Below are 25,532 nucleotides of genomic sequence, written 5' to 3'. Positions count from 1 at the left end.
TTTTGCATTGTAATTTAGATTAATTCATACTAAAAATATAAAAATGAGAATAGCGGTTGTAGGTGCCACTGGTATGGTTGGCGAAGTAATGCTGAAAGTTTTAGCGGAAAGAAATTTTCCTGTTACAGAATTGATTCCTGTTGCTTCTGAGAAATCAATTGGAAAAGAAATTGAATATAAAGGTCAAAAATATAAAGTTGTAGGATTGCAAACCGCTGTTGATATGAAAGCTGATATTGCAGTTTTTTCCGCAGGAGGAGATACTTCATTAGAATGGGCTCCAAAATTTGCAGCTGCCGGAACTACAGTGATCGATAATTCTTCTGCCTGGAGAATGGATCCGACCAAAAAATTGATTGTTCCGGAAATCAATGCCTCATCCTTAACAAAAGAAGATAAAATTATTGCGAATCCAAATTGCTCAACTATTCAGATGGTACTGGCATTGGCACCTTTGCATAAAAAATACAATATCAGAAGAATTATTGTTTCTACGTACCAATCCATCACCGGAACAGGTGTAAAAGCGGTAAGACAATTAGAAAATGAATACGCGGGAATTCAGGGTGAGATGGCTTACAAATATCCTATTCATAGAAATGCAATTCCACATTGTGACAGTTTTGAAGACAACGGATACACGAAAGAAGAAATGAAATTAGTTCGTGAGACTCAAAAAATCCTTGGCGATAATACCATCAGAGTTACGGCAACTGCTGTACGTGTACCGGTTGTTGGAGGTCACAGTGAGGCTGTAAACGTTGAGTTTACCAATGATTTTGATGTAAATGAAGTGCGTGAAATTTTACACCATACTGATGGAGTAGCGGTTCAGGATAATATAGATACTTTTACGTATCCAATGCCTCTTTACGCTGAAGGTAAAAATGATGTTTTCGTTGGAAGAATCCGTCGTGACGAAAGTCAGGAAAACACTTTAAACATGTGGATTGTTGCTGATAACCTAAGAAAAGGGGCTGCAACAAACACCATTCAAATCGCTGAATATTTAATTGCAGCAGGTTTGGTGTAATAAATAGAGGTTACAAAAGTTGTTATAGAGAAAGCCGTGATTATGTTTCGTAATTACGGTTTTTTTGTGTGATGTTATGTTATATTTGATTTGTAAATAGAATTAAGATGCAGGATATAAATATAAAATACATTGAAGATAATTATCTGGAAGCCGAAGCGATTATCAAAATAACAAAGATTACTTCGGATAAATTAAAGCAACTTATTGAAGACAAACTCATTCCTGAACCTTCATACGTTGTTAACTCAGAAATAAATATCAGTTCTTCCTTAAATGATCATTTTAAGGTTGTTAATTCTAAAAAGTATTTTCCAAAAAGCATTGTGAAACTTATTGAAAAAAATGTTGAGAATACTAATCCTGAAAAGTTTAAAAGCGAGTTTAAGGAAAAGTTATTGTCTAATTTAACCAATCATAATCACAAAAAATTCGCGTACGGAAATACTTTTGATGAAAATGGGAAAATAGATCTTATAAAAGCAGATAAGGCACTCGAAGAAGAATGGGATTATTTCTGCAAAGGGATTTACGGAATCTGTACTCTACAAAGTAATGAGGAAGCCATTATCGAAAAAGAAATCGCAATAAAAAGAATATTAGATTTCATTGAAAATAAAGATTCAGCTATAAGCAAAGAAGAAATAAATCATTTAAAAGAACTGAATGATGCATTCAATAAATATACAAGTCATTTTGCGCCTTATCAGCGTGAGTTAAGCAGCAGAGGAAAATATTTGGATAAATTGCTAAAAGAGTTTTCTTTGGAAGAACTTATTAAAAAATACAATTAAAGATTGAAAGCAAATAACTTATGACGAATATTAAAAATTTATATGACTACATTGATTTGATTAAAATTAGAACAGCGATATATATTGGAGAATATTCCCTTTCAGCATTATATTTTCATATTAATGGATACTTGACTGCTTGTAGTATAAAGGGAATTGATGAAAAATTAGAGCCGGATTTTGGTTTATTTCATGATTTTGTAGCAAATTATTATTTACGTTCTGAATCTACTCCAGGCTGGAGAAATATAATATTGGCTGAATATTTTGGAAATGAAGAGATGGCTTTGGATGCATTCTTTAATCTATTTGATAGTTTTAGAAAAAATAGCATATCCACAAATTCTAAAGAAATTCTTCGTCGTCTTCTTGAGAAAATGATTTTGAATGAAAATAATTCAGATCTGTTGCAATCACAATTTTCAGTTAGTAGCTATAATAAATTTAAGGATTTATTGATCCGAATAGCTTTTGTAGAATTTTCGTTTGAATACGATGATATACTTCTTGAAATTAAGGAATTAGCTGGCGATTCTAAAGATTTAAAGTTGTTGATTGAAAATTAAATAAAAAAGCGAGAACCTAAATTCTCGCTTTTTTTGATAATTTTAATATTCCGGTGCCAGTTCTAACTCCAGCCCTTCTAATTCTGTTGTAATTGGGATCTGACAGCCTAAGCGACTATTAGATTTAACATAAAACGCCTCCGACAGCATGGCTTCTTCTTCATCTCCCATTTCCGGTAATGCAACATCATTCAGAACATAACACTGGCAGGAAGCACACATTGCCATTCCTCCGCAGGTTCCTTCAACAGGAAGTTCATATGCTTTGCACAACTCCATTATATTCATTGCCATATCAGTTGGAGCCTGTAATTCGTGTATAACTCCTTCTCGATCTTTAATCTTTATTAATACATCCATTTTAATTGGTGGAATTTTTTTTAGGATTTGAAAACGTGAACAAATCCTTCATCTTTAATTAACTGTTAGGTTTTAAACTAAAAGCATATTCTCTTCTTTCGTTATCCTTTAAATGCATTTTTACACCAAGCATAGTTCCTTCTTTTTCTAACAATGTCACTACTGCAATTACAGAGTAATAATCTTTGTCAGATTGAAAAATTAAAGTCCCTTCGTAAGTTGAATTAACAACTCCTTGTTTATCTGTTGTTACAGAAAGTTTTCTTGGATGTGAAAATTCGGCTGCGCTGTAAGTTGCTTTATTCGCAAATTTAGCTTTTCCTTCACAGAAGTCGTATAAAAAATCGTAGTTACCAATTCTTAATGCTCCTTCTTCTGTACTGGAATTCGTCGAAAACACAATTTGTCCGGCATACGTAAAATCAGACCATTCTTCTGATTCATTTACCCAGGCTTTATCAACTATTAGGGTTTTAGGACTTTGTGCATAGTTTGCGCAAACAAAAAATAATAATAAAATTAAAGTGTAATAATTTCTCATAGATTAAAGCTTAAGGGTTATGTCACAAATTTAAGTTAATTATGTAACAATAAAGCAATATAATCTCTTAAAACTTTATATTATTTTTTGTTAAAATCGCAAAAACAAGCGTTTTTTTGAATGTTTTTTTAGATTTTACAATCAAAAACACCTTAAGGCCTATTATTCTTGTTAATTCAACTGCGTAGTAACGTGCAAAAAAATATTTTGCGTTACATGATATTGACTACAGTTTCAATCTGTGGTGCATATTTTTTTATCGTCGTTTCAACGCCTGCTTTTAGAGTCATTTGGTTTACACTACAGCTAATACATGCCCCTTCAAGACGAACTTTTACATGTTTGTCATCGTCAATAGAAATGAGTGTAATGTCTCCTCCATCAGAATTTAAAAAAGGCCTGATTTCGTCCAGAGCCAATAATACGTTGCTTGTTAATTCTTCTGTTGTCATAATTTAATGTGTCAATTAGAGAATGTGTCAATTAGAAAATTATCTAATTATCTCATTATCTCAATTATCTAATTTTTCTTTACTGCTGAACAACCTGCCATAGTTGTAATTTTAATGGCTTCCGTAACGGGTAAACTATCATTTCTGTTTACTACTTCCTGTACCACATTTCGGGTAATTTCTTCAAAAACAGTTTCAATTAGGGAAGCTGTCTGCAAAGCTGCCGGGCGGCCGTAATCTCCCGCTTCACGAATAGACTGTACAATTGGTACTTCTCCAAGAAAAGGAACATCTAAATCTTCAGCCAGGTTTTTAGCCCCTTCTTGTCCAAAGATGTAATATTTATTATCAGGCAATTCCTCTGGTGTAAAGTACGCCATATTTTCTATAATCCCTAAAACCGGAACATTGATGTTATCCTGCATAAACATGGCCACACCTTTTTTAGCATCAGCGAGAGCAACAGCTTGTGGTGTACTTACGACTACAGCTCCTGTAATTGGTAACGATTGCATGATCGAAAGGTGAATATCACCTGTTCCAGGAGGTAAATCGATTAACATAAAATCCAATTCTCCCCAGTCTGCATCAAAAATCATCTGGTTTAATGCTTTTGAAGCCATTGGACCTCTCCAGATTACGGCCTGACTCGGAGCGGTAAAGAATCCGATAGAAAGTATTTTTATTTCATAGCTTTCAACCGGTTTCATTTTCGATTTACCGTCAACGGTAATAGAAATTGGTTTTTCATTCTCAACATCAAACATAATTGGCATCGACGGACCGTAAATATCAGCATCAAGAATACCAACTGCAAATCCCATTTTTGCCAGTGTTACCGCAAGATTCGCCGTAACAGTAGACTTTCCTACACCACCTTTACCGGATGCAACGGCGATTATATTTTTAATTCCCGGAATTGCACGACCTTTAATTTCGTTTTTCTCAGGAGTTTCAACTTTAATATTTACTTTAATTTTTGCTTCAGGAGATACAAGCTCATGAATGGTTTTCCTGATATCGTCTTCTGCTCTTTTTTTAATGTGCATCGCAGGAGTATGAAGTACTAAATCTACCACAACTTCATCGCCAAAAGTAATTACATTGGCAACGGCGCCACTTTCAACCATATTTTTTCCTTCTCCCGCTATAGTAATTGTTTCTAGAGCTTTAAGAATTTCTTTTCTGTCTAATTTCATTTTTAACGTAGTATTTTTCTATTGAGTGAAATTAATTTAAAAACTGTTTTTATTTAAACTGATTTCAGACTGCAAAGATAACGGATTATGTTCGGATTTTACCCTTTTTGCATCGCATTTGTTGATATGGGGATTATTCAAAATTATACCGTTAAAATATAGGTTGGGAAGTGTTTTATGGGAAATATTTTTTTCTCTTCAATGTTTTCAAAATAGCTTGCAGTAAAATAAGATGAATTTTAATATATTTTTGACTTTTCGCTATTCATCAAATTATTATCTTTGAATCCCCTCAATTTTGATTTTCAATGTTTAAAAATAATGTGAAAGTTTATTGTGGTTCTCCTGTATTCTTTCGCTGATTTTTATATGATTTATTTATAACTTTTTAAATAATAAATTTATGCGAAATTTTATTTACTCTTCGTTAATTATTGTGGTTAGCTTTTTTGTTTTTTCTTTTAAGCCGCTGGAAACTAATGAAATTAAATCAAAAAGGACTTTTGAAAATTCAGTTGTCATTAGAAATAATGTCTCGGCAGTTACATTAGACAGTGCTACTCTGAATCAGTTTTTTAAAAAATATTCCAAACTGAAAAAATATAAAAGCGATGTTTCGGATATTTATAAAAAGCGAGGGTTCAAATCCATTTGGTACGGTGAAAAAAACATCACAGAATTTGGTCATTTACTGTATCAAAAAGTAAATGTTTTAAAAGATCAGGGAATCGAAAAGGTGATGCCTTATAAAGACGATATAGATGCGATTTTTAACGAAAGTTCGACTGAAAAAACATCTCAAACCGAAACGGAGCTGCTGCTCACCAATATGTATGTTTTTTACGCCAGTAATGTTTATTCTGGCGTTGATCCGGCAACTTTAAAGAAAATCGGATGGTTTTTGCCTACCAAAACCATTTCGTATGCCAGAATATTAGATTCGCTTATTGTAGATTCAAGTCGCTTAAATGAAGACGATAATCTATTGTTCAGTCAGTATTATAAACTTCAGGCAGCCTTAAAAAAATACCGGAAAATAGAGACCGATCAGTTGTGGCAGCCCATTAGGATTGATGCTGCGACGTACAAAGATTTAAAACCTTTTGATATATCAAATACAGTTAAGGATGTAAGACAGCGTTTGTTTGTCGTGGGGGATCTTGCACAGGATTCTAAAAGTGATGTATACGACGAAGAATTGATGGCGGGCGTTTTGAATTATAAGAAAAGATATGGCCTGAAGCTGAACTACACCCTAACCAAAGAACATATTGATCAGATGAATGAGCCGATTTCCAAAAGAATAAAAACCATCATGCTCAACATGGAGCGCTGCAGATGGATACCGGCCAAACTGAGAAAAGCAGAAGAATATATTATGGTCAATATTCCTTCGTTCAGGCTGATTTATGTCAAAGACGGAAAATATGATTTTACATCTGATATTTTTGTGGGTACCAGAATGACCGAAACAGTAATTTTTAGTGGAGATATGGATCGAATTGTTTTTAGCCCGTATTGGTATGTGCCGACCAGTATCATTCAAAATGAATTAAAACTTCAGATGGCCAGCGATAAAAATTACCTGGCAGAGCATAATATGGAATGGAACGGAGGGCGTGTCCGACAAAAACCGGGGCCAAAAAATTCTCTCGGACTCGTTAAGTTTATGTTTCCGAATCCCAATGATATTTACCTTCATGATACACCCGCAAAAAGTTTGTTCGACTTCGAAAAACGTACTTTCAGTCATGGCTGTATCAACGTAAAAGAAGCGAAAGGACTGGCACTTGCGATTCTGAAAAATAATCCCGACTGGCCGGCAGATAAAATTGATACTGCAATGAGTGGCGAAAAAGAAACCACCTGCATGCTGAAAAAGAAAATCCCGATTTACATTGGTTATTTTACTTCATGGGTAAATGATGACGGCGAAATTAGCTTCTTTCCGGATGTTTACGAACGCGATGAAAGTCTGGATAAACTACTGTATTCAGATTCAGTTAGTATGAAATAGTTTTCAGTCTCAGTCACAGTTTTCAGCTGAAACTCGAGACTGTGACTGAAAACTGAAAACTGCGACTGGATATCGCGACTGAAAACTGAAAACTAAACTATTCGTATTTTAAATATTTCAGGATGTCTATTTTAGTGACCTGATAGGCTTTGGTTAAAACAATTAATAGCGTCAGGACCAATAAAGAGACTAAAGCAATACTGAACGGAACAATTGAAACTCCGATTCTGAAAGCAAAATTTTCAAGCCATTTTTGCAGTAAGATGTAAGCCGGAACAATTCCGATCACAAATCCCATCAGGCAGAAAATGACATATTGTTTTGATAATTCTTTCAATAAAATATCAGTCTCTGCGCCCAGTGTTTTTCGGATCGCAATTTCTTTAAGTCTTCTTTCCATCGAGAAGGAAGCCAATGCAAACAATCCGAAAATGGCGATGATAATCACAACAAGATTTAAGATAAAAAACAGATCTTTTTGTTTTACCTGCTCCTGGTAGGTTTTGGCAAATCCCTTATCTACAAATTCATAATCAAAAGGATAATCCGCATTTATATTTTTCTCCATGTAAGACTTCAGTTTAGCTAAAGTCCCTGCTAAATTATCAGGAGAAACTTTTACATAAATATTGTTGAAATTGTTCCATTTGATAGTTTTCATGTTTATAAAAACCATTGGAGGAATTTTGTCCTGTAATCCGGTAATATTGAAATCCTTTACCACCCCAACAATTTTAAATTTCATATTTTCACCTTTATCATTCCCCCAGCCTGAAGTAATGATAGTGTTGATGGGATTTTTAAGATTTAAAGTCTTTACCAGAGTTTCGTTCATCAGCATATTGTCTATTGTATCTGAAGCAAATTGAGGAGACAAATCGCGTCCTTGTACGATTTTGATTTTCATCATTTCAAGGAAACCAAAATCCATTTCAACATTTCTCGGCTGCACAAAAGTGCCATTATGCGTAAAACCGGAACTTGAATTCGTACTGTTTCCAAAAGTTCCTGCAAAAGTAGTAATGCCTTCAACTCCGGGTATTTTTAGAATTTCCTGTTTTGAAGCCAGATACTTTTCTGTTTTTTTAAGTCGCTCCTGATAATTAAAAGGAATTCTGATTATTTGACTGCCGCTGAATCCAAGATCTTTATTCATCATGAAACTTACCTGCGAATTCACGATTAAGGCACCTACTATAAAAAAAGCAGCGATACCAAACTGAAAAATAAGCATGGAGTTCCTGATCCAGATACCGCTTTTGCTTCTGGAGAAATTCCCTTTTAAGACTTTAAGTGTTTCAAAGTTTGAAATATAAACGGCTGGAAAAATACCTGCAAGAACAATGACTAATCCAAAAATGAAAATAAGCTGCAGGTAAAATTCACCGCCATTCATCGTTAACGTCTTTCTTAAAAAGGTGTTGTAATAAGGTAATGAAAGTTCTACAATTGCCAAAGCAAAAAGAATAGCCAAAATAACAATTATAGTAGTTTCAAAGATGAATTGAACAACAATTTGATTTTTGGTGGCGCCAACAATTTTGCGGACTCCTACTTCTTTAGCACGTTTGATAGCTGATGCTGTTGCTAAATTGATGTAGTTTACCAGAGATAAAACTAAAATCAAAATAGAAAGGCCAATCATGATATAAAGCAATTGCAGATTGCCTCTTCCTTCCGGATAATTGCGTCCTGTGCTTGATTTTGTGCCGTGCAGTCGGGATGTTTTCAACTGGTCAATAATTACCGTCGTTTGCCCGTTTTCTTTTATATATTGTGCTACAGTCTGTCCGCTGGATTTAGCTTCTTTTAAAGTTCTGTTGACATAATCAATATTCTGCATTTTTTTCAAAAGAGAAGCAGGGTCAGTTCCTTTTTTTACTTTAATTAATAAACCATAATTAAAATTTCCCCAGCTGTTTTTGTCCTGTTCCCGCTGAATTCCTCCAAAAACATAATTAGGTTCAATAGAAGAGGGCCTAATCACGCGATAAACAGATTTTACAATATAATTATTATTAGCATAATTAATTGATTTCCCAATTGGATCTTCATTTTTGAAAATTAATTTCGCAGCTTCTTCAGAAATCGCAACACTGTTATTTTCTTTCAGTATGTTTGTTTTTGCGCCTTTAATAATTGGGAAAGGGAAAACATCAAAAAAGCCATTATCAGAGACCGTGATTTTTGAAGCAATTATTTTTTGATTCCCATATTTTACAGGGGCATCGTCATACCAGGTATTATTTAAGAAACAAATTGATTCAATTTCGGGAATAGTCGCTTTACAGGTTTCACCAAAAGGAATCGAGTTCGAAGCCCAGATATCTCCGGTCATCCCAATTTTATTCAGGACCTGATAAGAGTTTTCCTTTTCGGGATTCCACTGATCGTAAGCATTTTCGTTATTCCAGTATAAAATAGCGAAAATAACGCCTGCAATACCGATACTTAACCCTAAGACATTTAAAAAGGAAAACAGTTTGTTTTGCTTTAAATGGTAAACAAATATTTTAAACCAGTTGTGGATCATCTTTTTATTTCTTTAAAATTAGTTCGGTCAAAGTCGGAACAGCAACCTCATTTTTACTTTCGAAAGACATTATTTTGCAAACAAATCCCACCAGAATTAAGAGTGCAGTTACAATAAATTTGATCATTTTAATTTTTATTTAGCGTCCATAAAAACATCTACATTTCTCTGATTGAAGCGTTCAGAGAAGATCACCCCGTCTTTCATATGAATTGTTTTCTGCGAAAAAGAAGCATCGTAATCGGAGTGTGTCACCATCAGGATTGTCGCGCCTTTAGCGTGTAAATCTGTTAAAAGTTCCATTACTTCATTACCGTTTTTACTGTCCAGGTTTCCGGTTGGCTCATCGGCAAGAATAATTTTGGGATCGTTTACCAAAGCCCTTGCCACCGCAACCCTTTGTTGCTGACCTCCCGAAAGTTGTTGCGGAAAGTGTTTCAGACGATGCGAGATATTTAATTTTTCGGCAATTTCTTCAATTTTTTGTTTTCTCTCTGATGCTTTGACATTGTTGTAAAGCAAAGGCAATTCGATATTATCGTAAACCGAAAGCTCATCGATCAGGTTGAAATTCTGAAAAATGAATCCGATATTTTCTTTGCGGACACGTGACCTTCCTTTCTCTTTTAAGCCAATCATTTCCTGATCCAGTAATTTATAACTTCCGTTAGTTGCACTGTCTAATAATCCGATTATATTCAATAAAGTCGATTTCCCACAGCCCGAAGGCCCCATGATCGTTAAAAAATCTCCCTTTTTAATTTCTAAGTTAATTCCGCTTAAGGCAGCCGTTTCTACTTCTTCGGTTCTGAAAACTTTGGTTAAATTTTGAATGGTTATCATATTTTTAAAGTATTAGTGGTTGTTGATTGTTTTTTTGATTGATGATTGAAACTTTTATGAATTATAAGTTATAAATTATGAGTTATGAGTTGTAAACTGTGACTGAGACTGCGACTGCAAACTGTCACTGCGAACTAATAGAAAGCTCTTCAATATCCTTATAATCTGAATAGGAAGAAGTAATTACAGATTCGCCTTCTTTTAATCCTTCAAGAACTTCGTAGTACGAAGGATTCTCGCGGCCTAATTTTATAGTTCTTCTTTCAGCTTTATTTCCTTTTACTACAAAAATCCATTTCCCGGCGGTTTCCTGATTAAAGCTTCCTTTCTGAACGACAAGAGTTTTGTTTTTCTCGGATAAAATCAGTTTCACGCCGAAGCTTAATCCGTCTTGTAAAACGATATTTTCTTTAGACGTAAAAGCCAGTTCAACCGTAAAATGACCGCTTTTTACTTCGGGAATTACTTTGGTTGCCAGAACTTCAAGGTTTTTACCTTTAAATTCTACCTGACCTTTCAGGCCTTCTCGTAATTTCTCCAGATAAAATTCATCTACTTCTGCGATCAGTTTGTATCCTTTTTTAGAATCTATTTTTCCGATACTTTCTCCGGCCTGAAATGTTTTTCCTAATACCGGTTCAAAAGAAGTTAATCTTCCGGATTCAGGAGCCGTGATCAAAAAGTTATTTTTGTTGTTTCTCAGAATTTCCAGACTTTTTTCCATGGTTTGTATGGAGCGGTTAATTTGCGAAATCTGAACCTGATTGCTTTGTTTTTCTTTTTGAATACTTTGGTGAATGGTTCTTTTTCGTTCTTCCTGAAAACGCAGGCCTTCCTTAAAAGTATTCCAGTCATTTTTCGAAATCACATCTTTATCAAACAATTTCGAGTTCATGTCGTACAGTCTTTTGGCATCATTATAATCATGTTCGATCAAAACCAGATCTTTGTTGAGGTTCAGTTCCTGATTTCTAATGTTCAGTTTGCCTGAATTCAGATTGTTGATTTGCTCGATAATGGCCGTTTCCTGCGTCAGATAATTAAGTTCGGTGTTCGGATTGTACAAACGCGCCAAAGATTGTCCTTTGGTCACCATTGCCCCATTTTCTACAAAAATTTCTTTTACAGAACCGCCTTCAGTTACATTGACAAGCATCACGTTCAAAGGTTCTACTTTGGCCTGGAAAACAACAAAGTCTTCAAAGAAAGCTCTTTCGACTTTTTGAACGGTCAATTCATCAGCCTTTACATTCAGGCTTCTTTTAGTGCTGAACGAAAAAAAGACAACTGCTGCCAAAGCTAAAAAAACACCAATTAGTATTGTGAGGTTTCTAAATTTTCTATTTTTACGAGGAATTACCGTATCCATTTTTTAAATAATTTGCTGATAATCAATAGGTAAATATTGTGCCATAAAAAGTATTATTTGTAAAGCATTGATTTTAAAGAGACTTTAAATACCATCAAAAAAAGGAGTGTTCGATAATGAACAGTTGACCGTTCGGAACCGAACAAAAACAAATGACATGCGAAAGAAACTAGCTCAAATATTAGTCGTTGATGATCAGGAAGAAATTCTTTTTTCGGCAAAAATGATTCTGAAAAAACATTTTGAAACCATTTTTACGGCAAATAGCCCCAAAAAAATCATTTCAATTCTCAATGAAAATGAAATTAATGTAGTTTTATTAGACATGAATTACCGGATAGGTTTTGAGGACGGGCGCGAAGGAATTCACTGGCTCAAAGAAATCAAAACACTTTCGCCGCAAACCGTTGTGATTTTAATGACTGCTTTCGGAAAAATTGATACCGCTGTGGAAGGCATCAAAATAGGGGCTTTCGATTATGTCCTGAAACCCTGGCACAACGAAAAATTATTGGAAACCATTGATAAAGCAGTCTCTGAAAGTCGAAAAAACACCAAAAAGACAGCAGCTGAAAAAGAGGACAAAAAATATTTTGTGGGTACTTCGGCTAAAATAAAACAAGCCTATTCGATGGCTGAAAAAGTAGCCCGAACAGAGGCGAATGTTTTGATTTTGGGAGAAAACGGAACCGGAAAATATGTTTTTGCCGAGTTTATCCATTTAAATTCAGAACGAAAGAAACAGCCTTTTGTACATGTAGATTTAGGTTCACTAAGTGACAGTCTGTTCGAAAGTGAGCTTTTTGGCTACGCAAAAGGGGCTTTTACAGATGCCAAGACCGATACACCCGGAAGATTCGAAATGGCTGCTGAGGGAACCATTTTTCTGGACGAAATTGGAAATATACCGCTTCATCTTCAGGCAAAATTATTGCATGTTTTGCAGACCAGAACCGTAACACGTTTGGGAGAAAGCAGACCAAGACCTTTAAACGTACGCATTATTGCAGCAACGAACAGCGACATTAAAGCGGAAGTGAAAGACAAAAACTTTAGAGAAGATTTACTTTACAGGATCAACACGATGGAAATATACCTGCCATCACTTCGCGAACGAAAGGACGATATTGTTCCGATGGCGGATTTTATTTTAGATCAGATTGCAGCCAAATACAATCAGGAAAACTGGCATTTTGAAGCCAATGTTGGGCCTTACTTAGAGAAGTATCCCTGGAAAGGAAACATTCGTGAGATGGAAAATAAAATCGAGCGCGCTTTGATTCTGGCAGATAATAATACCATTACTGTAACCGATTTGGATATTCTGGATTTTGAGGATTTTCAGGAAAACGACGATAACCCATTATCGGAACTGGAGAAAAATGCAATTGAAAAAGCATTATTCAAACACAACGGAAACATTAGTAAAACAGCTGAAGAACTGGGTTTATCAAGAGCTGCTTTGTACCGAAGAATTGAAAAATACGATTTGAAAAACACATAGATGCAGAGTGGTAAATAGTTTATTCTCTCGTAGATTTTGGAGATTTAGCAGATCAATTAGCTTTAGAAATTTTAAACTTTCAATCAGTGAGAATCTGCTTAATCTGCCAAATCTGCGGGAGCCAATATTAAGAAACAATTTAAAAGATTAGAATTATGAACAGTTTTTTAATCTCGCAGATTTTGGAGATTTAGCAGATCAATTAGCTTTAGAAACTTTAAACTTTTAATCAGTGAGAATCTGCTCAATCTGCCAAATCTGCGGGAGCCAATATTAAGAAACAATTTAAAAGATTAGAATGATGAACAGTTTTTTACTCTCGCAGATTTTGGAGATTTAGCAGATCAATTAGCTTTAGAAATTTTAAACTTTTAATCAGTGAGAATCTGCTCAATCTGCCAAATCTGCGGGAGCCAATATTAATAAACAATTTAAAAGATTAGAATGATGAACAGTTTTTTACTCTCGCAGATTTTGAAGATTTAGCAGATCAATTAGCTTTAGAAACTTTAAACTTTCAATCAGTGAGAATCTGCTCAATCTGCCAAATCTGCGGGAGCCAATATTTAAGAAATAATTTAAAAGATTAGAATGATGAACAGTTTTTTACTCTCGCAGATTTTGGAGATTTAGCAGATCAATTAGCTTTAGAAACTTTAAACTTTTAATCAGTGAGAATCTGCTCAATCTGCCAAATCTGCGGGAAACCATTTTAATAAATCATGTGAAATCCCTTAATCTGTGGCCATAAAAAAAATAAAACAATGAAAAACCTGAAATTCTACAATGCTTTGTTTTTAAGAATACTGTGTATTATGGTATTGTTTTTCTTTTGCGTTTTTCTGATTTACAAAGGACTTTATTACAATGCCATTTTGGTTGGTTTTTTTGCGGTTATACTGATTTCGGAAATGTATGTTGCCATAAAAAACCGATTGCTGTTTTACGATAAAACCCTGCTTTCGATATTGAAGAATGATTTTTCGACCAATTTTCCGGAAGAGAACAAAAAAGACAGCTATCAGACTTTATACCTTTTATACGAGACACTGAAAAACCAAAAACAGGAGCAGACTTCCAAAGAACTGATTTATCGTTCTATTTTGAACAGTATAGACAGCGCCGCTTTAATTTTGGAAAAAGAAAACGATGAATGGCATATTTTTTTAATGAACGATTGTTTTTCAAACCTGTTTAAAGTCCCAAAAGTCAGTCATTGGAAATACCTTAAGAATTATCTGCCGTCACTTTGTGCTGAAATTGAGAAAATTGGTTTTGCCGAATTAAAATCAGCTATTTCCATAAAAATTGAAGAACAGGATTTGCAGACTTTTATGCTGCAGACCTCCCTTACAAAAACATACAACAAAGAATATTTCATCATTTTACTGGACAGTATACAGCGCGTAATTGAGAAAAAAGAGAAAGAAGCCTGGATCAATCTGATGAAAATTATTTCGCATGAATTAATGAATTCCCTGACGCCAATACGCGCGCTTTCACAAAATTTACTGCACATTGTAGATCAGGAACAACTCGGGGAAGAAGATTTTGAAGATATCAAAAGCAGTATTTCAACGATCATAAACAGGAGTGACCATTTACAGGTTTTTGTAGAAAATTACCGAAAACTGGCCATGCTTCCCACACCCACAAAAGTAATGACGCCAATCAATGCGCTTTTTGAAGATTGCATGCGAATCATGAGTCCGATTCTGAAAGCGGAGCAAATTGAACTGATCAACGAAATTAATAGTTCAAGATCGATTCTGATTGACAAAAACCAGATGGAACAGGTGATTATCAATTTAATTACCAATAGCGTATATGCTTTGAAAGAAAAAAGCGAAAAGAAAATGTTTTTGTCCAGTTATACCGAAAATAACCGCTTTTTCATCACCATTTCAGACAACGGAAAAGGAATCGACACCGAGATCAGGGACAAAGTATTTCTTCCGTTTTTTACTACCAGAAAAGACGGCGCCGGAATTGGTCTGACACTTTCTAAAAACATCATAGAAGCGCATGGCGGTTACTTAAGTTACCAGACCGATGAAGACCGGACGAGTTTTGTAATTTGTTTGATTTGATTGAACTTTTTTCACCATATAAGTGATTATAAGTTCATTTAAGTTTTGGCTTAAAAACGTTTCAGAAATTTTACGAAGCAGCGTCTGCATATTTTACACATCAGCATAAACATCCCTGTTATATGGACTTATAATCACTTATATGGTAAACATTTTAAAGTTCAATTTCAGGTGTCCAAAAGTGTTTTTCGAGATCTATAATCTGATTGTTGACTACCTCAATACCTTCGCTTTCCAGAAGCTGCTGCATTAAATTGGTTCCGTCAAAATGATGTTTTCCGGTTAGAAGTCCTTTTCGGTTGACAACCCGGTGAGCGGGAATATCTTCCCTATTGTGACAGGCATTCATTGCCCAGCCCACCATTCGTGCAGAACGAGCTGTTCCCAATGCCTTTGCAATAGCACCATACGAAGTTACTTTTCCGTACGGAATTTGTCTGGCAACAGCGTAAACTCTTTCAAAAAAATTATCTTCAGCCATAGTTGATTTTATCTGCTAAATCTCCAAAATCTGCGTGAAAAATATTCATCACAACAAGAATCATTTTAATCCTGTAATCTACAGCAGGTGTATTTTTACCCGAAATAGTAATTCAGAATATTAAAAAGCGTTACAATAGCAATCAAACCGGTAATGCTTCCTATAATGGTATTCATGTTTCGCATCAGGTAATCGGTTTTCTTTTCTATTCTTCCAAAGAAACCAATGTAGCTGTATAAAGCAGCAAATGAACCCACAACTGATCCGAGGACAAAAGTAAAAATGACATTGTTTTCAAAGGCAAAAAGATGATAAGAAGCCAGCGTTACGCTGACTACCACATAATACGGAATCGGGAAGAAATTCAAACCCGAAAGCAGCATCCCAAGAAAGAAACGGCTTTTTTTACTGCTCTTTTTAATCTTCGATTTTTTGGCTTTCGGTTCCTTGGCGATAAACAAAAAGTAAATCGTCAGAATAGAAAAAATAGCAAACCCGACTTCACGTAACAAAGTAACAACGTCCGGTCTGTTATCGATCACCTGAGCAAATAATACCGCTAAAGATACCTGAAAAAGAATAACCAGAACAGCACCAATAACAAACCACAAAGCATTCTTTTTCCCTTCTTTCACGTTTATTTTAGCTGCCGTCATGTTAATTAAACCGGGAGGAATAATTCCGATGAAAGCGGCAATGAAACCTGAAAGTAATGGAGTAAGTATCGCCATTCAGTTAATTGATGGGTTAAATATTTGTTTTTAAAACTAAATTAATCTTTAATTTTAAAACGAATATACGTAATTGCCTTATTAATTTCTAAATATTGTTTCTCGTAAAAAGTTTGGAAAGCAGTTACTTCTTCCGGACTTCCTTCGTTGGTATACACATTATGGTTAGCGTATAAAACTTCGTGTCCTTCTCCGTGAAGCAATCCTAAGGTATAACCGTGCATAAATTCACTGTCGGTTTTCAGGTTTACAACACCGTCTTTTTTGAGGATTTTTTTGTACAGTTTCAGGAACTCAGAATTGGTCATTCTGTGTTTCGTTCTTTTGTATTTGATTTGCGGATCCGGAAAAGTAATCCAGATTTCATCCACTTCATTTTCTGTAAAAATATGATCGATCAGTTCAATTTGAGTTCGGATAAAAGCAACATTATGCAGGCCTGTTTCGACAGCAGTTTTGGCACCTCTCCAGAAACGCGCTCCTTTAATATCAATTCCGATAAAATTTTTGTTGGGATATTTTTCGGCTAATCCAACAGAATATTCTCCTTTTCCACAGCCTAATTCCAAAACTAACGGATTGTCATTTTTAAAGAAATCAGCATTCCATTTTCCTCTTAAGGGCATTAAATTGCCTACCACTTCTTCTCTGGTTGGTTGAAAAACGTTTTCAAATGTTTCGTTTTCCCTGAATCTTTTAAGTTTATTTTTACTTCCCACTTTTACAAAAATTTTCAGCAAAATTAAGGAATATAAACGAATGAATTAGGCAGGTTTTGTTTTTTGCCACAGATTTCACAGATTTGTTGGATTTCTTTTTTCTAATCTGTGTGAATCTGCAAAATCTGTGGCTAATATTTTAGGCGTATTGTTATGTTTTTTTTGCCACAGATTTGACAGATTTGTTGGATTTCTTTTTCCAATCTGTGTGAATCTGCAAAATCTGTGGCTAGTATTTTAGGCGTATTGTTATGTTTTTTTCGCCACGGATTTCACAGATTTGTTGGATTTCTTTTTCCAATCTGTGTGAATCTGCAAAATCTGTGGCTAATATTTTAGGCGTAATGTTATGTTTTTTTCGCCACGGATTTCACAGATTTGTTGGATTTCTTTTTCCAATCTGTGTGAATCTGCAAAATCTGTGGCTAATATTTTAGGCGTAATGTTATGTTTTTTTGCCACGGATTTCACAGATTTGTTGGATTTCTTTTTTTCTAATCTGTGTGAATCTGCAAAATCTGTGGCTAATATTTTAGGCGTAATGTTATGTTTTTTTGCCACGGATTTCACAGATTTGTTGGATTTCTTTTTTTCTAATCTGTGTGAATCTGCGAAATCTGTGGCATATATTTTAATTATAATTCGTGGCAAACCAAATTTTTAATGGTATTGTGTTTCCGGTACGGCTAACATTTTAGGATCTAATGTCTCATCGTGTTGTGATAAATCAAGTCCGATGTGTTCGGATTCTTCAGAAACACGCAGCGGAATAATAAAGTTAGTTACTTTGAATAAGAAATAAGCCCCGAAGAAAGTAAAGATCGAAACCAGCACCAAAGCCATCATATGATGACCAAATACACTCCAGCCACCGTGTAATAAACTTGCCTTTTCGCCATGAGCAAAAATCGCGGTAAGGATCATTCCCATGATTCCGCCCACACCATGACAGGCAAAAACGTCAAGCGTATCGTCAAATCTTCTGGAGAAACTACAGTTCACCACATAATTAGAAACCAAAGCCGTTACGAATCCGAAAAACATACTTTCCGGAACCGAAACATAACCTGCCGCGGGTGTTATGGCTACCAGGCCTACCACAGCTCCGATACAGGCGCCGAGAGCCGACACTTTTCTACCGTTCATTCGGTCAAAGAAAACCCAGGTTAACATCGCTGCAGCCGATGAGGTAGTCGTTGTTGCAAAAGCCATGGCAGCGGTTCCGTTGGCCGCAAGTGCAGAACCGGCATTAAACCCGAACCAGCCGAACCATAACATTCCGGTTCCTAATAAGACAAACGGAATATTGGTCGGGATATGTAAACTGTTTTTTCTTTTTCCTAAAACCAGTACTCCGGCCAAAGCGGCAAAACCCGAACTCATATGTACTACGGTTCCTCCTGCAAAATCTTTCACGCCAAAATAACTGCCCAGAACCCCTGTCGGATACCAAACGGCGTGACATAAAGGCGCATAGATGAAAATCGTAAACAAACTGATGAAAATTAAATACGATATAAAACGAACGCGTTCTGCAAATGAACCCGTAATAATCGCCGGAGCAATAATCGCAAATTTCATCTGAAACAAAGCGAATAACATAAACGGAATCGTGCTGGCTAATTTTTTATGCGGAAGAACGCCCACATAATCCATAAAAGCAAAAGTGGTCGGGTTGCCAAAGAAACTGTAAAAATGCGCTCCTGAGCCAAAACCTACCGGATCTCCAAAAGCCAGACTGAAACCCACCGTAACCCATAAAAGCGTTACCACACCCAGACAGATAAAACTTTGCAGCATGGTCGAGATTACATTTTTCTTACCGACCATTCCGCCGTAAAAAAACGACAATCCGGGTGTCATAATCAAAACCAGACAGCAGGAGGTAAGCATCCAGGCAACATCAGCAGGAACTATGTGGTCTGTAGTTCCAAATTCAGACAGTACGTAATTGTTTTCGGTAACCGTAGGCCAAAATGCACCTGTAATACAAACAATACTTATAATAATAAAGGAAATGATCCAGCGTTTTTCTATTTTCATTTTTCAGATACTTTATTTAAACCCTATTTTTTTTGGGGTCAAAGTTAAAAAAAAATAAATATTCAGCTTTTTAGGGCTGATAAAATAGAGGGCAGGGCTTTATTTTAGTCAATTTTGTAAAATTCAATACCTTTTTTTGATAGTATGCTATTTTCGGGATTAAAAAAACAGGCTTACTTGATAAATATGTTATAATTAAATCGATATTCGGTTTTGTAAAGCACTCAAAAAGTTAGGATTATAATAACAATCCCTCAATTTGTTTATTTTTTCTGAAGCTTTGCAATAAGGGCATCTTCAATGGGTGCTTTTATTTTGGTCACTGCATCAGCTTCTTCGTTCGGAACGGTCATCGATAAAACATAATGTTGAATTTTCCATTCTTTACCAATTTTCACCAAAACACCCGATCCGCGACAGATTTTCATTTGTGTATTGAGCAATTCATCAAACCATGCTATTTTCCCTGTTTTATCAAAAAAGATATGGCGTTCTAAAGCCGTAAAATTCCAGGTAGTTCCTTTGTCGAAAAAAGGCTTCGCCCAGGTTTTAAAATCCGGTTTGGTCCAGTTTTCTGTGGCATCGGTTCCGATATAAATAGCATCATCGGCGAAAGCATTAAAATAAGCCTCAAACTTGACATCGGCAGCTGCTTTGTGCCAGTCATTCAGCAGGTTGTTTATTTTTTCTTTTTCCGTTTTCTGAGCATGGGCAAAAGTCGAAAGGAATAATACTAGTAGAATTAATTTTTTCATAATAGGTTTGTTTTGGTTTTAAAGTTAGTAAATATTTAACCGCAAAGTTCGCAATGTAAAAGCGCAATCCCGATAGCTATCGGAAGCAAAGTTTTATTTTTTTTCTTTGCGACTTCGCGACTTTGCGTGCAATTTTTCAACGTTTTGCGCATTCTTTTAATCACGCAAAGGCGCAAAGTTTTTTTAATCTTAGCGAGCTTTGCATAAAACTTAGCGCTCCTTGCATTTAAACAATTCAAAGCTTAAATGAACTTACATTCCTTACATGGTTTGTTCAGTTACAATGTTAATCTTAGCGCTCCTTGGGTTTAAACAATTCAAAACTTAAATGAACTTATATCCCTTATAGGGTTTATTTAGTATATTTGAGAGCTCTTAAATAATACAGTTATGAATTCGAAAATCATTATAAGCTCCTTAGTCCTTTCTTCTTTGGTTTTAGTATCCTGCAAGAAGGAACTGGAACCACAGGAAAACACCCCAACCTCTGAATTGGTAAAATTAGGATTGATAAAAGATACCACCAAAGTCAATACAGCCGCTGCCGCACCTGCGCCAGTTACAAACCCGAATACCGTTATGAACGCCACAGGAGGAATAAATCCGGCACACGGACAACCCGGACATCGATGTGATATTGCGGTTGGTGCGCCACTAAATTCGGCTCCGACACAAACACAAACGCAGACCACCACGACTCAGACCACCACGACTCAGACCGCACAAACCATGCAGGTCAATCCGGGCAAGCAGGTGGTAACTACGACTACGACGGCAGCACCGGTAAAAGTAGCCAAAGGAATGAATCCATCACACGGGCAACCGGGACATAGATGTGATATTCCTGTTGGGGCACCACTGAATTCTCCGAAAGCGAGTACAACCACTACGACTACAGCTTCGGCTCCTTCGCAAGGCGGAACGTTTTCTGAAAAAATCACCGTAACACCACCGCCGGCAAATAGTACAGTTCCGGCATTGCTGAGTACAGAAACAGGCAATAAGGTAGCAGAAGGGATGAATCCGGCACACGGACAACCCGGACATCGTTGCGATATTGCGGTTGGTCAGCCGTTACCAAAATCATAAACACAAAAAAACCGAATACAAATCGTATTCGGTTTTTTGTTGCTACGCATTAGCAATACTGCTATTGGTAGAGTGGTAAACTATATAAATTAATACTCTTTCATTTTTTCGAAAGTCGTAGTAAGTGATTTTTTTGCTTTGGCCAGCGCACCGATGAACGCTTTTTCAAGTGTATCGGAGTGGTCTGTTACAGTTAAGGGTTGTAAATTGGCTACACGAACTTCAATCACACATTTTTTATCGTTTAAGCTGAATTTCTCTCCGTTTTCATCTCCGAAATGTACTTCCACGCGGGTAATTTTTTCTTCAAAACGAGTTAAGCCTTTTTCCAGTTCTTCAGAAAAGTAAGTAGCTAATCTTTCGTGTCCTTCAATGTTTTTGTCTGTATTAATTTGAATCTTCATAGGGTTTATATTTAATGATTGTTTCTCAAAGCTATCTTAATTAGATTGAAAAGCCAAGTGAGTTAATAAAACATTATGAAAATATTTACCCCATTTTGTCATTTCGACGAAGGAGAAATCACATCACAAACTCCACACCAATAGGAAAATATAAATTGTAAGAATTTATCTTGTATTTTTTTGTGTTGATTCGCGGTAGTTCCCAACTTTTGTGTATCTTCGCAGTCCTAAACGTTAAAAAATGAACTTGATTAAACTTTTGCCCGTGTGGTATGGTGGCGGTATTGGAAACAACCGCAACGCTTTTAACGGCGTAGGACACCTAAGCTATGCGGGCTTCATATTCCTAACCGTTAAATTATGAGTACCAACACCTTTTCAAAAGAAACCGAATTGAGGTTAAATGATTTCTTCACCCAATCAATTGATCCGGAGAGTATGGCCAAAACCATCAGACACGTCAATTATCTGCTTGCTCTCGGCGCCATGCGCGATCACGAACCACTGCACTCAGATAAAAGAAGTCTCGAAGTTTGCTTTTATTGGATGAACGAATTAGCCGAAATCCTAAATCCTTATCTGGATGTTGACTGATTAAAAATTGGAAAAGCCACTGTTAGCAGTGGCTTTTTTTGTTTAAAGCCGGTTTATTTTGAAAAAAATTCTGTTGTAAATATTCTGTTGTAAAAAAAACTACAACAAAATATTTTCAACGGTTTTGTTGTAAAAGTTTTGTTGGAGAAAAAAAGTACAACAGAATATTTACAACAAATTTGTTGTAGAAATGAAATCAAAAAACAAAAATACAACAGGAAGTTTCTAATTGTTTTGTCTTTCGTTTCATAAAAAGAAATTCAGATTCTTTTAATTTTTAGTTTAATTATGTGATCGCATCCATCACATTTGAGAAAACTATTATCATCTACAAACATATCTATTTCAATTTCGTAATCACAAACAGGGCAATTGTAAATAACGTCTATAACTTTTATAGGAGGATTAAGTACAGTTGAGATTTCTAAGATTGAATGTTCTATCATGTTTTTTAAATTAACCAAATTGTATATAATCATATATAAAATCGTTGATATCTTCTCCTTCAGAATCAAACTTTAAAATAATTCTGGAGCATAAATTACCAACCCAATTTTCAATTTCTTCTAAAGAATCAATGTTATTTAAAAAAGACAAAAGTTGATTTTGATCTGTAAAATCATCTATGAACATAACGATATCTTCTTTAAAACTATCTGCATAATTTTCATTTGATTGCGATAAATAATTTTCCAAATGCTGAATTTTTTCATTCAAGGTTAACATAAGATTTTTATTTCAAAGATAAAAAAACCCGACTATACTCCGTTGTTTTAAAGTCTGCATTTCGCAACTTTTGTTAACATGGATATTAAGCAAAAATTCGGACTCAAAATTAAGGAGCTTAGAAAACTCAAAGGATTATCTCAAGAAAAGCTTGCCAATCTAGCAGAGATCGACAGAACCTATTTACCAACAATAGAGAAGGGAGAAAGAAATGTTTCTATTGAAGTTGTGGAGCGATTAGCGAATGCTTTAGAAGTTAAAGTAAAAGACTTATTTGATGAATAGGGCTTATTACGCCAATTCCATTTATGATTTCTGTATCGAAGGTGGAGATAGTATTTTTGGGAAAATTTCTACAGGATATGACTTAAACAAATTGACTATTCAGCAATCTAATGCATGGCAAAGTCAAATTAAAATTTTAAAACAGACAATTTTAAGTTTTAGTGGAAGGGTTTATTTTGAATTTACAATTCCGAGAATGGGTAAAAGAGTTGATAATATTTTAATTATTGATAATTGCATCTTTGTTTTAGAATTCAAGATTGGTTCAAAAGAGTATGATAAATATGCAAAAGACCAAGCTTTTGATTATGGATTAGATTTGAATAATTTTCATGAAGGAAGTCATAATAAAATAATTATACCAATTTTAATTGCTGACAAAGCAAGTAATGTTAGTAATATTTACAAAAAGTCTCTTGATAATTTATATGAAACAATTGTAGCGAATGAAAATAACTTAGCCGAAGTACTATCTGAAACCTTATCGAAATTTAAAAATTCACCAATTATAAATATTGAAAATTGGGAAAATTCAATATATAAGCCAACACCAACAATTATAGAAGCGGCTACAGCCTTATATAAAAAACATAATGTTTCTGAAATTTCAAGAAGTGATTCAGGCGCAGAAAATTTATCTGTGACTTCAGAATGTATTTCTAATATAATAGATCATTCTAAAAGTAAGGGTAGAAAATCAATTTGCTTTATAACTGGAGTTCCTGGTGCAGGAAAAACATTAGCGGGATTAAATATTGCCAACTTACGTTCAAATTATGAACAAGAAGAACATGCTGTTTTTCTTTCAGGTAATGGTCCGTTGGTTGATGTTTTGCGAGAAGCTTTGGCAAGAGATAAAGTTAAAACAGCTAAAAATGAAAATGAAATTATTGCAAAATCTTCAGCAACATCTCATGTAAAATCTTTTATTCAAAATATTCATCATTTTAGAGATGCCTCAATAAAAGATGAAAAGGCCCCAATTGAAAAGGTAACAATTTTTGATGAAGCCCAAAGAGCATGGACGAAAGAACAAGCTTCAAATTTTATGAAAAGAAATAAAGGAATATCGGATTTTGATAAATCGGAACCTGAATTTCTTATTGAAGTCATGGATAGACATAAAGATTGGTGTACAATTGTTTGTTTGATTGGAGGGGGACAAGAAATAAATACAGGAGAGGCTGGTTTAGAAGAATGGATTATACCATTTTCAAATAAGTTTAAAGATTGGGATATTTATTATTCTTCTAAAATCGTGGAAGATGAAAATTATATCAAAGACAAAAAAGCACTAATGATTTTGGATGATAAAAAAGCAATAAAGAAAGATGAACTTCATTTGTCTATTTCATTGCGATCATTTAGAAGTGCTCAATTATCCAGTTTTATTCAAGAGGTAATCGATAATGATATTGAAAGTGCTAAAATAATATATGATCAATTTATTAGAAAAAATTATCCAATTAAGATAACTCGTGATTTAGATAAAGCTAGAAATTGGTTAAAAAATTCAGCAAAAGGATCAGAAAGAATTGGAATTGTAGCTTCATCAGGAGGAATTCGTTTAAGGCCTTTTGGATTAAATGTAAAAGCAAAAATTGATGCTCCAATTTGGTTTTTAAATGATAATAATGATATTCGTTCATCTTATTTTTTGGAAGAAGTTGCTACAGAATTTGATATTCAAGGATTAGAATTAGATTGGACTTGTGTTGCTTGGGATGGAGATTTATTCTATGACAATAATCAATGGAACTATAGAAAATTTAAAGGGACTAAATGGCAAAATATTAATAGTTCTGAAATTACAAGTTATTTGATTAACTCTTATCGCGTTTTATTAACAAGAGCGAGACAAGGAATGGTTATTTATATTCCTTACGGAAATAATGAAGATATTACAAGACCAGAATTTATGTATGATGGAACTTTTGAGTTTTTTAGATCATTATGAATTGAAGAGATTTAAATTTCTCCTTTATCTCTTAAAGTTTTTGTCGTTAAAAAAGTCTCTAAAATCAGTATCAAGCGAGGTAAGTATTTTTTCTATAATTTCTATTGATACATTTCTTTTTCCCTTTTCTATATCAGAGATATAAGTTCTGTCAACATTAGAAATATTAGCTAAATATTCGATTGAGTATTCTTTTTGTTCTCTAAGTTCTTTGACTTTAAAACCGAATTTTTCTTTGATATTCATAGTTTGCAAATATAGCTTTATTCTTGCAAATAAGTTTTGTACAATTAACATCATTAAATAATAGTTTTCAAAGTGATTTTATTGTGGGTTTAAATTTTTCCCCTAAAAAAATGCTGATTATTTTAGATCAGTGTAATTAATATCTCTAAACTTTTTATGAAAACAAAAGCCTAACCCTGATGAATAAGGCATCCTTTTGGA

Annotated in this window: 26 protein-coding genes; 10 read left to right on the top strand and 16 right to left on the bottom strand. The window is 34.7% G+C overall.

Going from position 1 to position 25,532, the window contains the following annotated elements; genetic code table 11:
* Positions 1-43: 43 nt before the first annotated feature.
* The 3 genes from HAV12_RS22350 to HAV12_RS22340 all read left to right on the top strand — a co-directional run bounded on the left by HAV12_RS22350 (position 44) and on the right by HAV12_RS22340 (position 2,393).
* Complete coding sequence (locus HAV12_RS22350; RefSeq protein ID WP_171571526.1) at positions 44-1,033, top strand: aspartate-semialdehyde dehydrogenase; 990 nt, start codon at positions 44-46, stop codon at positions 1,031-1,033.
* A gap of 107 nt (positions 1,034-1,140) precedes the next feature.
* The gene (locus HAV12_RS22345) at positions 1,141-1,827 is read left to right on the top strand and encodes a DUF6058 family natural product biosynthesis protein (RefSeq protein WP_171571525.1); all 687 of its coding nucleotides are present in this window, start codon (positions 1,141-1,143) and stop codon (positions 1,825-1,827) included.
* A 20-nt stretch (positions 1,828-1,847) separates the two neighbouring features.
* Positions 1,848-2,393 (top strand): hypothetical protein, encoded by a 546-nt coding sequence (locus HAV12_RS22340; RefSeq protein WP_171571524.1) that lies wholly within the window; start codon positions 1,848-1,850, stop codon positions 2,391-2,393.
* Positions 2,394-2,435: 42 nt separating this feature from the next.
* On the opposite strand, the gene HAV12_RS22335 is transcribed toward HAV12_RS22340, so the two are convergent.
* The 4 genes from HAV12_RS22335 to HAV12_RS22320 all read right to left on the bottom strand — a co-directional run bounded on the left by HAV12_RS22335 (position 2,436) and on the right by HAV12_RS22320 (position 4,945).
* Positions 2,436-2,753: a 2Fe-2S iron-sulfur cluster-binding protein gene (locus HAV12_RS22335; RefSeq protein WP_026982672.1), complete on the bottom strand. Its 318-nt coding sequence runs from the start codon at positions 2,751-2,753 to the stop codon at positions 2,436-2,438.
* A 58-nt stretch (positions 2,754-2,811) separates the two neighbouring features.
* Positions 2,812-3,294, bottom strand: a complete 483-nt coding sequence (locus tag HAV12_RS22330; RefSeq protein WP_171571523.1) for a hypothetical protein — start codon at positions 3,292-3,294, stop codon at positions 2,812-2,814.
* Between the two features lie 212 nt (positions 3,295-3,506).
* A complete protein-coding gene (locus tag HAV12_RS22325; protein WP_026982674.1) occupies positions 3,507-3,746 on the bottom strand; it encodes a NifU family protein in 240 nt (79 codons plus the stop codon).
* 68 nt (positions 3,747-3,814) lie between these two features.
* The gene (locus HAV12_RS22320; protein WP_171571522.1) at positions 3,815-4,945 is read right to left on the bottom strand and encodes an Mrp/NBP35 family ATP-binding protein; all 1,131 of its coding nucleotides are present in this window, start codon (positions 4,943-4,945) and stop codon (positions 3,815-3,817) included.
* A gap of 403 nt (positions 4,946-5,348) precedes the next feature.
* On the opposite strand from HAV12_RS22320, the gene HAV12_RS22315 reads away from it, so the two are divergent.
* Entirely contained in the window at positions 5,349-6,962 is a 1,614-nt protein-coding gene (locus tag HAV12_RS22315; RefSeq protein WP_171571521.1) for a murein L,D-transpeptidase, read from the top strand.
* A 97-nt stretch (positions 6,963-7,059) separates the two neighbouring features.
* On the opposite strand, the gene HAV12_RS22310 is transcribed toward HAV12_RS22315, so the two are convergent.
* The 3 genes from HAV12_RS22310 to HAV12_RS22300 form a co-directional block, all read right to left on the bottom strand.
* Entirely contained in the window at positions 7,060-9,495 is a 2,436-nt protein-coding gene (locus HAV12_RS22310) for an ABC transporter permease (RefSeq protein ID WP_171571520.1), read from the bottom strand.
* A gap of 135 nt (positions 9,496-9,630) precedes the next feature.
* The gene (locus HAV12_RS22305; RefSeq protein WP_171571519.1) at positions 9,631-10,338 is read right to left on the bottom strand and encodes an ABC transporter ATP-binding protein; all 708 of its coding nucleotides are present in this window, start codon (positions 10,336-10,338) and stop codon (positions 9,631-9,633) included.
* 124 nt (positions 10,339-10,462) lie between these two features.
* Positions 10,463-11,707: an efflux RND transporter periplasmic adaptor subunit gene (locus HAV12_RS22300; RefSeq protein WP_171571518.1), complete on the bottom strand. Its 1,245-nt coding sequence runs from the start codon at positions 11,705-11,707 to the stop codon at positions 10,463-10,465.
* 157 nt (positions 11,708-11,864) lie between these two features.
* On the opposite strand from HAV12_RS22300, the gene HAV12_RS22295 reads away from it, so the two are divergent.
* Positions 11,865-13,211, top strand: coding sequence for a sigma-54 dependent transcriptional regulator (locus tag HAV12_RS22295; protein WP_171571517.1), 1,347 nt, complete (start codon positions 11,865-11,867; stop codon positions 13,209-13,211).
* A gap of 764 nt (positions 13,212-13,975) precedes the next feature.
* A complete protein-coding gene (locus HAV12_RS22290) occupies positions 13,976-15,301 on the top strand; it encodes a PAS domain-containing sensor histidine kinase (RefSeq protein WP_171571516.1) in 1,326 nt (441 codons plus the stop codon).
* Between the two features lie 154 nt (positions 15,302-15,455).
* Here the strand turns inward: HAV12_RS22290 and HAV12_RS22285 are convergent, their stop codons facing one another.
* The 6 genes from HAV12_RS22285 to HAV12_RS22260 all read right to left on the bottom strand — a co-directional run bounded on the left by HAV12_RS22285 (position 15,456) and on the right by HAV12_RS22260 (position 20,030).
* Positions 15,456-15,782, bottom strand: coding sequence for an MGMT family protein (locus HAV12_RS22285; protein ID WP_171571515.1), 327 nt, complete (start codon positions 15,780-15,782; stop codon positions 15,456-15,458).
* A gap of 95 nt (positions 15,783-15,877) precedes the next feature.
* Complete coding sequence (locus tag HAV12_RS22280) at positions 15,878-16,513, bottom strand: LysE family transporter (protein ID WP_132032247.1); 636 nt, start codon at positions 16,511-16,513, stop codon at positions 15,878-15,880.
* Between the two features lie 41 nt (positions 16,514-16,554).
* Positions 16,555-17,232: a tRNA (guanosine(46)-N7)-methyltransferase TrmB gene (trmB, locus tag HAV12_RS22275; RefSeq protein WP_171571746.1), complete on the bottom strand. Its 678-nt coding sequence runs from the start codon at positions 17,230-17,232 to the stop codon at positions 16,555-16,557.
* 327 nt (positions 17,233-17,559) lie between these two features.
* A complete protein-coding gene (locus tag HAV12_RS22270) occupies positions 17,560-17,793 on the bottom strand; it encodes a hypothetical protein (protein WP_205423342.1) in 234 nt (77 codons plus the stop codon).
* 99 nt (positions 17,794-17,892) lie between these two features.
* Positions 17,893-19,275 (bottom strand): ammonium transporter, encoded by a 1,383-nt coding sequence (locus HAV12_RS22265; protein ID WP_132032245.1) that lies wholly within the window; start codon positions 19,273-19,275, stop codon positions 17,893-17,895.
* A gap of 263 nt (positions 19,276-19,538) precedes the next feature.
* On the bottom strand, positions 19,539-20,030 hold the full coding sequence (locus HAV12_RS22260) for a nuclear transport factor 2 family protein (RefSeq protein WP_171571513.1): 492 nt from the start codon (positions 20,028-20,030) through the stop codon (positions 19,539-19,541).
* A gap of 390 nt (positions 20,031-20,420) precedes the next feature.
* Here HAV12_RS22260 and HAV12_RS22255 point away from each other — a divergent pair, with 390 nt between their 5' ends.
* Positions 20,421-21,119 carry a hypothetical protein gene (locus HAV12_RS22255; RefSeq protein WP_171571512.1) on the top strand — a complete coding sequence of 233 codons (699 nt, stop codon included), beginning with the start codon at positions 20,421-20,423 and terminating at the stop codon, positions 21,117-21,119.
* 89 nt (positions 21,120-21,208) lie between these two features.
* Here the strand turns inward: HAV12_RS22255 and HAV12_RS22250 are convergent, their stop codons facing one another.
* The gene (locus tag HAV12_RS22250; RefSeq protein ID WP_132032239.1) at positions 21,209-21,523 is read right to left on the bottom strand and encodes an HPF/RaiA family ribosome-associated protein; all 315 of its coding nucleotides are present in this window, start codon (positions 21,521-21,523) and stop codon (positions 21,209-21,211) included.
* A 360-nt stretch (positions 21,524-21,883) separates the two neighbouring features.
* On the opposite strand from HAV12_RS22250, the gene HAV12_RS22245 reads away from it, so the two are divergent.
* Positions 21,884-22,117: a hypothetical protein gene (locus HAV12_RS22245; RefSeq protein ID WP_171571511.1), complete on the top strand. Its 234-nt coding sequence runs from the start codon at positions 21,884-21,886 to the stop codon at positions 22,115-22,117.
* Positions 22,118-22,573: 456 nt separating this feature from the next.
* On the opposite strand, the gene HAV12_RS22240 is transcribed toward HAV12_RS22245, so the two are convergent.
* A complete protein-coding gene (locus tag HAV12_RS22240) occupies positions 22,574-22,834 on the bottom strand; it encodes a hypothetical protein (protein ID WP_205423341.1) in 261 nt (86 codons plus the stop codon).
* A gap of 87 nt (positions 22,835-22,921) precedes the next feature.
* On the opposite strand from HAV12_RS22240, the gene HAV12_RS22235 reads away from it, so the two are divergent.
* Both HAV12_RS22235 and HAV12_RS22230 read left to right on the top strand, forming a co-directional pair.
* Positions 22,922-23,128 carry a helix-turn-helix domain-containing protein gene (locus HAV12_RS22235; RefSeq protein ID WP_089477728.1) on the top strand — a complete coding sequence of 69 codons (207 nt, stop codon included), beginning with the start codon at positions 22,922-22,924 and terminating at the stop codon, positions 23,126-23,128.
* Positions 23,121-25,085, top strand: a complete 1,965-nt coding sequence (locus tag HAV12_RS22230) for a DUF2075 domain-containing protein (protein ID WP_171571509.1) — start codon at positions 23,121-23,123, stop codon at positions 25,083-25,085. The genes HAV12_RS22235 and HAV12_RS22230 overlap by 8 nt, the downstream gene beginning before the upstream one ends.
* Before the next feature lie 24 nt (positions 25,086-25,109).
* Here HAV12_RS22230 and HAV12_RS22225 read toward each other — a convergent pair whose 3' ends face one another.
* Positions 25,110-25,385: a helix-turn-helix domain-containing protein gene (locus tag HAV12_RS22225; protein ID WP_240345210.1), complete on the bottom strand. Its 276-nt coding sequence runs from the start codon at positions 25,383-25,385 to the stop codon at positions 25,110-25,112.
* Positions 25,386-25,532 lie beyond the last annotated feature (147 nt).

It is taken from the genome of Flavobacterium sp. CLA17 (genome assembly GCF_013112255.2).
GTDB classification, from domain to species: domain Bacteria; phylum Bacteroidota; class Bacteroidia; order Flavobacteriales; family Flavobacteriaceae; genus Flavobacterium; species Flavobacterium circumlabens.
The sequence above is the reverse complement of the archived record's forward strand: the minus strand, read 5'-3'. Positions and strand labels throughout refer to the sequence as shown.